The organism is Enterobacter sp. I4, assembly GCF_022669095.1.
Classification (GTDB): domain Bacteria; phylum Pseudomonadota; class Gammaproteobacteria; order Enterobacterales; family Enterobacteriaceae; genus Enterobacter; species Enterobacter pasteurii.
In genome coordinates, this window is the sequence record NZ_JALBUO010000002.1 from 1,422,814 (window position 1) to 1,434,460 (window position 11,647).

The window sequence follows — 11,647 nt, forward strand, 5'->3', positions numbered from 1 at the left end:
ATGATTCCATTTAACGCGCCTCCCGTCGTGGGCACTGAACTTGATTATATGCAGTCCGCTATGGGCAGCGGCAAGCTCTGCGGCGACGGCGGTTTTACCCGTCGCTGCCAGCAGTGGATGGAGCAACGTTTTCAGAGTGCTAAGATACTGCTGACGCCGTCCTGCACCGCATCGCTCGAAATGGCGGCGCTGCTGCTGGATATTCAGCCCGGCGATGAAGTGATTATGCCGAGCTACACCTTCGTCTCCACGGCAAACGCGTTCGTCCTGCGCGGCGCAAAAATTGTGTTTGTGGATATCCGTCCGGATACGATGAATATCGACGAAACGCTGATTGAAGCGGCGATCACCGACAAAACGCGGGCGATTGTCCCGGTGCATTACGCGGGCGTGGCCTGTGAAATGGACACCATCATGGCGATCGCCAAAAAGCACAACCTGTTCGTGGTGGAAGACGCCGCGCAGGGCGTGATGTCCACCTATAAAGGTCGCGCGCTGGGAACCATCGGCCATATCGGCTGCTTTAGCTTCCACGAAACCAAAAACTACACCGCAGGCGGTGAGGGTGGCGCGACGCTGATTAACGATCGTGCACTGGTTGAGCGTGCGGAAGTGATCCGTGAAAAAGGGACCAACCGCAGCCAGTTCTTCCGTGGTCAGGTGGACAAGTACACCTGGCGCGATATCGGCTCAAGCTACCTGATGGCAGATCTGCAGGCCGCGTACCTGTGGGCGCAGCTTGAAGCGGCAGAGCGTATCAATCTGCAACGCCTGTCCCTGTGGCAAACCTACTACGACGCGCTGCAGCCGCTGGCGAAAGCGGGACGTATTGAGCTGCCGACCATTCCGGCAGACTGCGTCCACAATGCCCATATGTTCTACATCAAGCTGCGCGATAACGACGATCGCAGCAAGCTGATCGCCTGGCTGAAAGAGGCGGAAATTATGGCGGTATTCCACTATATCCCGCTGCACTCAAGCCCGGCTGGAGAAGCGTTTGGGACGTTTGCCGGTGAAGACCGCTACACCACCAAAGAGAGCGAACGCCTGCTCCGCCTGCCTCTGTTCTACAACCTCGCGCCGGTGAACCAGCGTACGGTAATCAATACGCTTCTGAGTTATTTCGGCTGATATGTCTCTGGCAAAAGCGTCGGTGTGGACGGCAGCGTCCACGCTTGTAAAAATTGGCGCCGGGCTGCTGGTCGTCAAGCTGCTGGCCGTCTCATTTGGCCCTTCAGGTGTTGGTCTGGCGGGAAATTTCCGCCAGCTGGTCACGGTGCTTGGCGTTCTGGCAGGCGCCGGGATATTCAACGGCGTGACCAAATACGTCGCCCAGCATCGCGACGATGCCGAAAAGCTCCGGACCGTGGTGGGCACCTCTTCCGCCATGGTGCTGGGCTTTTCCACGCTGCTGGCTGCGGTATTTTTGCTGGCGGCAGCACCGATTAGCCAGGGGCTGTTCGGACACACGCACTATCAGGGGCTGGTGCGGCTGGTGGCGCTCGTTCAGATGGGCATCGCCTGGGCGAACCTGCTGCTGGCGCTGATGAAAGGCTTCCGCGATGCCGCCGGGAATGCGCTGGCGCTCATCCTCGGTAGCGTCATCGGCGTGATTGCCTACTACTTTTGCTACCGGCTGGGCGGCTATGAAGGCGCACTGCTGGGTCTGGCGCTGGTGCCTGCCCTGGTGGTCATTCCGGCGGCCTTCATGGTGATGCGCAGGGGCGACGTCCCGCTGAGCTACCTGAAGCCGCAGTGGGACAAGATGCTGGCGGGCCAGCTGGCGAAATTTACGCTGATGGCCCTCATCACTTCCGTCACGATTCCGGTGGCCTACGTGATGATGCGAAACCTGCTGGCGGCGCATTACAGCTGGGACGAGGTCGGAATCTGGCAGGGCGTAAGCAGCATTTCCGATGCCTACCTACAGTTTATTACGGCTTCCTTTAGCGTCTATTTGCTGCCAACCTTATCGCGCCTGACTTCCAGGCAGGATATTACCCGCGAGATTTTTCGCTCCCTGCGTTTTGTGCTGCCAGCTGTTGCGGTCGCCAGCTTTACCGTCTGGCTATTGCGTGATGTCGCCATCTGGCTGCTGTTCTCGGCGAAGTTTACCGCCATGCGCGACCTGTTTGCCTGGCAGCTGGTCGGCGATGTGCTGAAAGTAGGGGCTTACGTTTTCGGCTATCTGGTGATTGCGAAGGCGTCGCTGCGGCTGTATATCCTGGCAGAGATTAGCCAGTTTGCGCTCCTGACGGCGTTTTCTCACTGGCTGATCCCTGCCCACGGCGCGCTGGGAGCGGCTCAGGCCTATATGGCAACCTATATCGTTTATTTCGCTGCCTGCTGCGGCGTATTTTTACTTTGGCGTAAACGCGCATGACTGCACTGATTCACATACTGGGATCGGACATTCCGCATCATAACCAGACCGTACTTCGCTTCTTCAACGATGAGCTGGCATCCGGCACGCCCGATGCGCGCGAGTTTATGGTCGCTGGAAAGGATAACGGCCTGAGCGCGGCGTGTCCGGCGCTGAACATCACGTTCTGGCCAGACAAAGCGGCACTGAAGAAGGCTGTCGTGGCTAAAGCCAAAGCGGATCGTACCCAGCGTTTCTTCTTCCACGGACAGTTCAACGCCGGGCTGTGGCTGGCGCTGTTAAGCGGTGGGATCAAGCCTTCCCAGTTCAGCTGGCACATCTGGGGGGCCGATCTCTACGAAGTCTCCCGGGGCTGGAAATTCCGTCTTTTCTATCCGCTGCGTCGTCTGGCGCAGGCGCGCGTGGGCTGTGTTTTTGCCACCCGTGGCGATCTCAACTACTTTGCCAGGCAGCACCCGAAGGTTCGCGGGGAGCTGCTTTATTTTCCAACCCGTATGGATCCGGCGCTGAACGGCATGGCGAATGACGCGGTTCGTGAGGGCAAGCTGACCATCCTGGTGGGGAATTCCGGCGATCGCAGTAACGAGCATGTCGCGGCGCTCCGGGCGGTGCATCAGCAGTTTGGCGATACGGTAAGCGTGGTGGTGCCGATGGGCTATCCCGCCAACAACGACGCCTACATCGACGAGGTCCGCCAGCAGGGGCTTGCGCTGTTTAGCGCGGAAAACCTGCACATTCTCAGCGACAGGCTGGAATTTAATGACTACCTCGCACTGCTGCGAAAATGCGATCTGGGCTATTTCATCTTTGCCCGTCAGCAGGGGATTGGCACGCTGTGTCTGCTGATTCAGGCGGGTGTACCGTGCGTGCTCAACCGCGAAAACCCGTTCTGGCAGGACATGACCGAGCAGCATATTCCGGTGCTGTTTACCTCCGACACGCTAAATGTCGACGTCGTGCGGGAAGCACAGCGCCAGCTCGCGCTGGTGGATAAAAATAGCATCGACTTTTTCAGCCCGAACTACCTTACGCCGTGGCACCGCGCGCTGCGTATTGCTTCAGGAGACAACGCATGAGCCAGTTGCAGTTTAGCGGCCTGCTGGTGGTCTGGCTGCTGAGCACGCTGTTTATCGCCACGCTCACCTGGTTTGAGTTCCGGCGCGTACGTTTTAACTTCAACGTATTCTTCTCGCTGCTGTTTTTGCTGACCTTTTTCTTTGGCTTCCCGCTGACCAGCATCCTCGTGTTCCGCTTTGATGTTGGCGTCGCGCCACCGGACATTTTGCTTCAAGCGCTGCTCTCTGCCGCCTGCTTCTACGCGGTGTACTACGTCACCTACAAAACGCGCCTGCGGGCTGCGAAAGACGCTACGCCCCGTCGCCCGCTTTTTACCATGAACCGGGTAGAAACCCATCTGACGTGGGTCATGCTGATGACCATCGCCCTGGTCAGCGTGGCGATTTTCTTCATGCATAACGGCTTCCTGCTGTTTAAGCTCCAGTCCTACAGCCAGATATTCTCCGCCGAAGTCTCCGGAGTCGCGCTTAAGCGTTTCTTCTACTTCTTCATTCCGGCGATGCTGGTGGTCTTTTTCCTGCGTCAGGACAGCAAAGCCTGGCTGTTCTTCCTGGTCAGCACGGTCGCGTTTGGCATTCTGACCTATATGATCGTCGGCGGTACGCGCGCCAACATCATTATCGCCTTCGCGATTTTCCTGTTTATCGGCATTATTCGCGGCTGGATCTCCCTGTGGATGCTGGTGGCGGCAGGGGTCTTTGGCATTGTGGGGATGTTCTGGCTGGCGCTGAAGCGCTATGGATTGAACGTGGCCGGCGACGAAGCGTTTTACACCTTCCTGTACCTCACGCGCGATACCTTCTCTCCGTGGGAAAACCTGGCGTTACTGCTGCAAAACTACGACAAGATCGAATTCCAGGGGCTGGCGCCGATTGCGCGCGATTTTTACGTCTTTATCCCGTCGTGGCTGTGGCCCGATCGCCCCGGTATTGTCCTCAACACGGCGAACTATTTCACCTGGGAAGTGCTGAACAACCATTCCGGTCTGGCGATTTCGCCAACCCTGATCGGCTCGCTGGTAGTGATGGGCGGTAACTGGTTTATCCTGCCTGGCGCGATCGCGGTAGGGCTGATAATAAAATGGTTCGACTGGCTGTACACGCTGGGCAATGAAGAGACCAACCGCTACAAAGCCGCTGTTTTGCACAGTTTCTGTTTCGGTGCCATTTTCAATATGATCGTTCTGGCGCGCGAGGGGCTAGATTCGTTCGTCTCACGCGTGGTGTTCTTTATGGTCGTTTTCGGCATCTGTCTGCTGCTGGCAAAACTCCTGTACTGGCTGTTTGAAAGTGCAGGGCTTGTGCACAGACGTGAGCCACAGGGCAGCACAACGCTGCCGCAAGTCTGAGTAGGGATTATCATGACGGATACAACTTCAGCACCGCGTTATGCGCTGCGTGGGCTACAGCTTATCGGCTGGCGTGATATGCAACATGCGCTGGATTTTCTGTTCGCGGACGGGCAGATGAAATCGGGCACGCTGGTGGCCATCAACGCAGAAAAAATGCTGGCGGTTGAGGACAATGCGGAAGTGAAAGGCCTGATTGAGGCCGCGGAGTTCAAATACGCAGACGGTATAAGCGTGGTGCGTTCAATCCGGAAAAAGTTTCCTGGCGCTAATGTTTCTCGCGTGGCGGGAGCCGATCTCTGGGAGCGGCTTATGGAGCGCGCAGGGGCTGAAGGCACGCCGGTGTTTCTGATAGGCGGTAAGCCCGAGGTGCTGGCGCAGACGGAACAAAAGCTGCGCAGCCAGTGGAACGTTAACATCGTGGGCAGCCAGGATGGCTACTTCAGGCCGGAAGACCGCCAGGCGCTCTTTGAGCGCGTGCGCGACAGCGGGGCGAAAATTGTCACCGTTGCCATGGGATCACCGCGCCAGGAGATCCTGATGCGTGATTGCCGTCTGGTCAGCCCGGATGCGCTTTATATGGGCGTTGGCGGCACCTACGACGTCTTTACCGGCCACGTTAAGCGTGCGCCAAAGGTCTGGCAAAACCTGGGGCTGGAGTGGCTGTACCGCCTGCTTTCCCAGCCGACGCGTATCAAACGGCAGATTCGTCTGCTGCGCTACCTCGCCTGGCACTACACCGGAAAAATGTAACCACAAGGCAGCGCGATCTGCTGTTCGCGCTGCAATGCCTCCCGCAAAACTGCTGAGTTTATGCGCAATGCATTCATTTTTTTAATGCATTGTTTGCCATTTGCCAGAATTTAAGAAACCATTCGCTCCGTATTTCAGTACCCCTCAAAAATAATAACCGGCAGTAAGTCGGGAAACAGCAAACACAACCGAGGATTTATGGCAGAGAAAAAACCGGAGCTTCAGCGTGGGCTGGAAGCTCGACATATTGAATTGATCGCGCTGGGCGGAACAATCGGCGTTGGCCTGTTTATGGGCTCGGCAAGCACGCTGAAGTGGGCGGGCCCTTCCGTCCTGCTGGCCTATATCATTGCCGGGCTGTTCGTCTTCTTCATCATGCGCTCCATGGGCGAAATGCTTTTCCTGGAGCCGGTGACGGGCTCTTTCGCCGTTTACGCCCACCGTTATATGAGCCCGTTTTTCGGCTATCTCACGGCCTGGTCGTACTGGTTTATGTGGATGGCCGTCGGCATTTCAGAGATCACCGCCATCGGGGTCTACGTGCAGTTCTGGTTCCCGGAGATGGCCCAGTGGATACCCGCGCTAATCGCCGTAGGGCTGGTAGCGCTGGCGAACCTTGCCGCCGTTCGTCTTTACGGCGAAATCGAGTTCTGGTTTGCGATGATCAAAGTCACCACTATCATCGTAATGATTGTCGTGGGCCTCGGCGTCATCTTCTTTGGCTTCGGTAACGGCGGGCACGCCATCGGTTTTGGTAACCTGACAGAGCACGGCGGCTTCTTTGCGGGCGGCTGGAAGGGCTTCCTGACGGCGCTCTGTATCGTGGTGGCATCCTATCAGGGCGTTGAGCTGATCGGCATTACCGCGGGTGAAGCGAAAAACCCACAGGTCACGCTGCGTAGCGCGGTTGGCAAGGTGCTGTGGCGTATCCTGATTTTCTACGTGGGTGCGATCTTCGTTATCGTCACCATATTCCCCTGGAACGAGATCGGCACTACCGGCAGCCCGTTTGTCTTAACCTTCGCTAAGATTGGCATCACGGCGGCAGCCGCCATTATCAACTTTGTGGTGCTGACGGCGGCGCTCTCGGGCTGTAACAGCGGGATGTACAGCTGCGGACGCATGCTTTACGCGCTCTCGCAGAACAAACAGCTGCCGGCAGCGATGGGCAAAGTCTCCCGCGTGGGGGTCCCCGTGGCGGGCGTGGCGGTGTCGATTGTGATCCTGCTGATTGGCTCTTGCCTGAACTACATCATCCCGAATCCGCAGCGCGTATTCGTGTATGTTTATAGCGCCAGCGTGCTGCCGGGAATGGTACCGTGGTTTGTTATTCTGATTAGCCAGCTGCGTTTTCGTCAGGCGCACAAACAGGCGATTGCCAGCCATCCGTTCCGCTCCATTCTGTTCCCGTATGCGAACTATTTAACGATGGCGTTCCTGATTTGCGTATTAATTGGAATGTACTTTAATGAAGATACCCGCATGTCGCTGTTTGTCGGGATGATCTTCCTGGCCGCCGTGACGGCTGCCTATAAGCTTTTTGGCCTGGGCCGCCGTGGCTCCGCCCAGGAAGTGGAGGAATAAGCGGCAAAATGTGCAAACCATAACCAAACGCGCATTTTTTTCAAAAAAGCACTAGACAGCGGGGACGGAGGTACGTAATATCCAGCCCCGCAACGGCGCTAAGCGCCCGTAGCTCAGCTGGATAGAGCGCTGCCCTCCGGAGGCAGAGGTCTCAGGTTCGAATCCTGTCGGGCGCGCCATTTTAGTCCCGGCGCTAGAGCTGCGGTGGTCTGAGAAGTAGTCAGAACCGCGTGAAAGAATACAGTGGTGGCTATAGCTCAGTTGGTAGAGCCCTGGATTGTGATTCCAGTTGTCGTGGGTTCGAATCCCATTAGCCACCCCATTATTGAAAGAGTTGTGAATTGCGAAGGTGGCGGAATTGGTAGACGCGCTAGCTTCAGGTGTTAGTGTTCTTACGGACGTGGGGGTTCAAGTCCCCCCCCTCGCACCACGACTTTTTAATGAATTGAACTAAAAATTCAAAAAAGCAGTACATCGGCGAGTAGCGCAGCTTGGTAGCGCAACTGGTTTGGGACCAGTGGGTCGGAGGTTCGAATCCTCTCTCGCCGACCAATTTTGAACCCCGCTTCGGCGGGGTTTTTTGTTTTCTGCGCTTTTACATCCTGTAGTCCTTCCCCGACAGCACCCTTTTTCATTGTCGCGATTCAGCGACATTTAACCTGTTAATATTAAAAGCTTTTTAATTTTATCGCTCTGGCTGTCTCCTGATGGCGACAAATTACCGCCTGCGGCGCTACGTTGTGCGGCTTCAGACGGCGCTTAACAGCATAATTTCCTTTAATCTTAAAATGTTGCGCGATGTAAAAGTTCTGCGTGTAAACCTGGCACATTACGTGCAATAATATACATGTAGATGCTCATTCCATCTCGTATGTTCGCCTTAGTGCCTCATATACTCAGGAATGACGCAGAGCCGTTTACGGTGCTTATCGTCCACTGACAGATGTCGCTTCGGCCTCATCAGACACCATGGGCATAACGTTGAGTGAAGCACCAAATATGTTGTCTTACAGACCTGTTTTAACGCCTGCTTTTATAGCAGGCGTTTTTTTATGCGTAAAAAAAGGAGGCCGTCTGGCCTCCTTGATAATTACTGCTGCGTTCCGTTGTTCTGTAGCGTTAGCAAAAGCCCATCGCGTCGCATGGCGGCGGCCTCTTCCGGCTTGTGCTGCTTGTCCAGCGAATCGGCAAGCCAGGCGTAATCAAACGCGTCCGGGCGCTGTTTCAGCGCCGCGCGGAAGGCGAGGCTCGCCTCCTGCCATTCGCCGTGCTTCATCAGGGACTGGCCCAGCGTGCTCCACAGCAGCGGACGGTCGCCGACGGTTTTAATCTGCTGGCGCAGCACTTTTTCGATCTGCTCAGGATTATTGGTCTTCAGGCGCGGGATCACCATCACCAGGCGATCGTCATACTGGCGCTTCAGGCCGTCGAGGAGGATCTCCTGCGCGGTGTCGTGGTCGTCACACTCGATCAGATGTTCCGCCATCGCTACCTGCAATGGAACCTGCTGGCGCGTTTTGCGGCTCTGGTTTTTCCACCAGGTTTTCAGCCCGTCGCTGCCGAGATCGGCACGCGCCTGATCCATCAGGCCAATCCAGGCCAGACGCTGAAGCTCATCACGATGTTCGTCATCGCCCACGTCGGCTTTCGCCATGGAAGGGATAATGTCCAGCAGCGAGCCCCAGGCACCGGTGCGAATGTACGCCTGTTCGGCTAGACGCAGCACTTCCGGATGGCGGGGGGTAATTTCCAGCAGGCGATCGACGCCGTGACGCGCCGCATGGTTCTCATTCCGCGCCAGCTGCAGGCGTACGCGGGTGATCTCAACCGGAATAGGATCCTTAGTAGAGAGCTCAGACGCACGCTCAAGATGCTGATTCGCGCGCGCTTCATCGCCGCGCTGCTGTGCCGCTTCCGCCGCCAGCAGGTAGTTCACCACCGGCTGTTCGGCGTGGTCGGCATTTTTCGACATCAGCTTTTCAACCTGCTGATAGTCGCCCTCGGCCAGCTTCAGCAGCGCCTGCTCGGTCTGTTTACGGGCGCGACGGCGCTTACGACCAACGAACCAGCCGCGGGTATGGGCCCCGGTGCGGAAAATACGGCGCAGGATCCATTCCACCGCCAGCAGCACGACAACGCCCAGGATGAGGATAATCACAAGCCCGGTAACGCTGGTTTCAATATTGTAGTTATCGGTCTGGATCAGCACATAGCCCTGGTGCCCGGCGAGCATTGGCCCCAGCACGATCCCGGCGATAAGCAGGATGAAGAGCAAGAATACTTTTAGCATCATTACTCTCCTTGCGGCGCGCTTTCAGGCGCTGGCGCGGCGGCAGGGGTTTCAGCCGGGCGCTCCGCCGGAACGCCCGGCTGGGCCAGCAGGTTACGCACGCGCGTCTGCATGATCTTCTCAAGAATCGGCTGGCTTTCCAGCCTGTCCGGCACGTTCATGGTGATATTTTGCTGGCTTAGCTTGTCGATATCCTCAAGGAACGCGGTAGTGGTGGCGTCATTGGTATCGTAATAAGCACGAACCCAGGTTGATACGTTATCCAGCGCCTGTTTGTAAGTCTCTTCCTGATGACGCGGTACGGCCTGAGCCGCCACCAGCAGGCGAGAGCGAATGTTTTCGCGCAGATAGACGTCCTGGTTCGGCGCTAACAGCGGCACGGCAGTTTCGTCGCGGCGGCGAATGGTAATAAAGCTGTCCATAAAGTTCTGCCAGCTTTTTTGCAGGTTAATACGCCACTCGCTCAGGGAGCTGGACAGCTCGGTACCGTCGGAATCCATCGGGGAGTCGTCGTCGTTATTATCGGCAAGCTGAAGGTTATCAATCTGGTTTGAGAGCTGATTCACCTTAAGAATGATGCCGTCGTAATCGACCTGAGACACCGCCGACAGGCTGGCGATATCTTCCGTAATGGCGCGACGCGCGCCGATCAGGCTTGGATCGTTCATGTCGGCCAGGCTTGCGTCGGCGCTTTTCAGCAGCGCGGCGGCGGTGGTGACATCCTGATCGCTCCAGAGCTTACGTCCGGCCAGCTTCACCAGAAAATCGGCCTGCGAGAGCAGCCAGGTTTTGGCATCGGTCCCGGAAATCGTGGCGACTTTTTCCTGCACTTCGCTCAGCTGTTTGGTCAACGCTTCACGCTTGCTGTTCGCGTCGGCGAGGGCGGCGGCCTGCTGCTTAATCACGCCTTCCAGCTCGGCCTTTTGCGTCTCCTGCGCTTTTTGCAGGGCCGTGATTTGGTTCACCAGCGCGTCGCTGGTGGCCGTCTGGTTCGTGCCCTGTTTTTTCACCAGCCCGTAAAGACCCACGCCTGCGGCCAGCGCAATCGCGATGGCAATAACGCTCAGCGTAAGGCTGGTTTTGTTGCTGCCGTTTTTCTTCTCAACGGTTTTGTCTGTCGTCTCTGGCTGTGACGTGGTGTCCACAGTCTCCCTGGTCTCTTCAACCACGGCGGAGGATTTTTCGTGTTCCGTCATTATGGCTTCCCATTTGAGAGTTATTGTAATGCGCGCAGCAGCGCATCGTTGTCGGCGTTATCAGCGATCCGAATATCCTGCCAGCCCAGTTCCCGGGCGTGGTTCGCCAGACGCTCGCTGACGACCAGAAGCCGACAGCGGAGTAACCAGTTTTCGCGATACCAGAGCGGTATCAGCGACCAAAGCTGTTGTAACATTTCACCGCTGGTGACGACCAGCGTATTAATTCCGCGCGCCTGCCAGCGCATCGCCTCTTCCGCACCATCATAGTGTTTTGCACAACGCTGATAGCACTCAACAAACGTCACGTCCGCACCGCGTTCCCGCAGCGTTTCGCCCAGCAGCTCGCGGCCACCGTTGCCGCGCAAAATGAGCGCGCGCTTTCCGGCAATAGTTTGTAATTCAGGTAATTGTAGCAAGACTTCGCTGATTTCCCGATCTAACGGGTAACGAACATCTATTCCGCTGGCGGTATGTAAGGCCAGCGCGGTGGTGCGCCCGATGGCGAAATAGTGCGGGGCCTGGGGCCAGTTAACGGCCTGCTGTTGCAGCTGCGCATGGGCAAACTCCACGGCATGCTGCGACAGGGCAAAGAGCAGATCTCCTTCGCGGAGGATATTCATCTGGTTCGTGAGCGTGGACAGCTCGCGACCGGGGGAGAATTCAATCAGCGGAAAACTCCAGGCCACCTGCCCCAGTGTGCGCAGACGGCTCACTAACTGCTCTCCTGCGGGAGAAGGGCGGGTGACAAGAATACTCATGCAGGGGGCTCTCCGTTATAGACCTCGGCCAGAATTTCACGTGCGCCGTTATTCAGCAGTTCTTCCGCCAGCGACACGCCAAGCTGCTCGGCATCCTGCGGCGTGCCGCGGCGTTCACCGCGCACCATCCGTGAACCGTCCGGCGCGCCGACCAGCGCACGCAGCCACAGTTCACCCTCAGTTAATTCAGCATAGCTGCCAATTGGCACCTGGCAGCCACCTTCAAGGCGAGTATTCATTGCGCGCTCGGCTTTA

At 57.0% G+C, this 11,647-nt stretch carries 9 protein-coding genes, 4 tRNA genes and 1 pseudogene; 10 read left to right on the top strand and 4 right to left on the bottom strand.

Annotated features, from left to right (window positions below; genetic code table 11):
- From rffA to MOQ06_RS19185, 10 genes are all read left to right on the top strand, one after another.
- On the top strand, nt 1–1,131 hold the full coding sequence (rffA, locus tag MOQ06_RS19140) for a dTDP-4-amino-4,6-dideoxygalactose transaminase (RefSeq protein ID WP_242174426.1): 1,131 nt from the start codon (nt 1–3) through the stop codon (nt 1,129–1,131).
- Between the two features lies 1 nt (nt 1,132).
- On the top strand, nt 1,133–2,383 hold the full coding sequence (gene wzxE, locus MOQ06_RS19145) for a lipid III flippase WzxE (protein WP_148421644.1): 1,251 nt from the start codon (nt 1,133–1,135) through the stop codon (nt 2,381–2,383).
- Entirely contained in the window at nt 2,380–3,459 is a 1,080-nt protein-coding gene (locus MOQ06_RS19150) for a TDP-N-acetylfucosamine:lipid II N-acetylfucosaminyltransferase (RefSeq protein WP_193355351.1), read from the top strand. The genes wzxE and MOQ06_RS19150 overlap by 4 nt, the downstream gene beginning before the upstream one ends.
- Complete coding sequence (gene wzyE, locus MOQ06_RS19155) at nt 3,456–4,808, top strand: ECA oligosaccharide polymerase (RefSeq protein ID WP_242174427.1); 1,353 nt, start codon at nt 3,456–3,458, stop codon at nt 4,806–4,808. The genes MOQ06_RS19150 and wzyE overlap by 4 nt, the downstream gene beginning before the upstream one ends.
- 12 nt (nt 4,809–4,820) lie before the next feature.
- Nucleotides 4,821–5,561 carry a lipopolysaccharide N-acetylmannosaminouronosyltransferase gene (gene wecG, locus MOQ06_RS19160; RefSeq protein ID WP_148421641.1) on the top strand — a complete coding sequence of 247 codons (741 nt, stop codon included), beginning with the start codon at nt 4,821–4,823 and terminating at the stop codon, nt 5,559–5,561.
- A 198-nt stretch (nt 5,562–5,759) separates the two neighbouring features.
- Nucleotides 5,760–7,145 (top strand): amino acid permease, encoded by a 1,386-nt coding sequence (locus MOQ06_RS19165; RefSeq protein WP_242169805.1) that lies wholly within the window; start codon nt 5,760–5,762, stop codon nt 7,143–7,145.
- Between the two features lie 102 nt (nt 7,146–7,247).
- A tRNA-Arg gene (locus tag MOQ06_RS19170) sits at nt 7,248–7,324 on the top strand.
- A gap of 67 nt (nt 7,325–7,391) precedes the next feature.
- A tRNA-His gene (locus tag MOQ06_RS19175) sits at nt 7,392–7,467 on the top strand.
- A gap of 21 nt (nt 7,468–7,488) precedes the next feature.
- Nucleotides 7,489–7,575 (top strand) — tRNA-Leu (locus MOQ06_RS19180).
- A 45-nt stretch (nt 7,576–7,620) separates the two neighbouring features.
- Nucleotides 7,621–7,697, top strand: a tRNA-Pro gene (locus tag MOQ06_RS19185).
- Between the two features lie 538 nt (nt 7,698–8,235).
- On the opposite strand, the gene hemY is transcribed toward MOQ06_RS19185, so the two are convergent.
- The 4 genes and pseudogenes from hemY to hemC all read right to left on the bottom strand — a co-directional run.
- Nucleotides 8,236–9,435 carry a protoheme IX biogenesis protein HemY gene (gene hemY / locus MOQ06_RS19190; RefSeq protein ID WP_148421690.1) on the bottom strand — a complete coding sequence of 400 codons (1,200 nt, stop codon included), beginning with the start codon at nt 9,433–9,435 and terminating at the stop codon, nt 8,236–8,238.
- A gap of 2 nt (nt 9,436–9,437) precedes the next feature.
- Nucleotides 9,438–10,631, bottom strand: a complete 1,194-nt coding sequence (gene hemX, locus MOQ06_RS19195; RefSeq protein WP_176609012.1) for a uroporphyrinogen-III C-methyltransferase — start codon at nt 10,629–10,631, stop codon at nt 9,438–9,440.
- 20 nt (nt 10,632–10,651) lie between these two features.
- Complete coding sequence (hemD, locus tag MOQ06_RS19200) at nt 10,652–11,392, bottom strand: uroporphyrinogen-III synthase (RefSeq protein ID WP_193355349.1); 741 nt, start codon at nt 11,390–11,392, stop codon at nt 10,652–10,654.
- Nucleotides 11,389–11,647 (bottom strand): annotated as a pseudogene (gene hemC, locus MOQ06_RS19205) (hydroxymethylbilane synthase); the annotation flags it as partial. The gene hemD and the pseudogene hemC, both read right to left, overlap by 4 nt.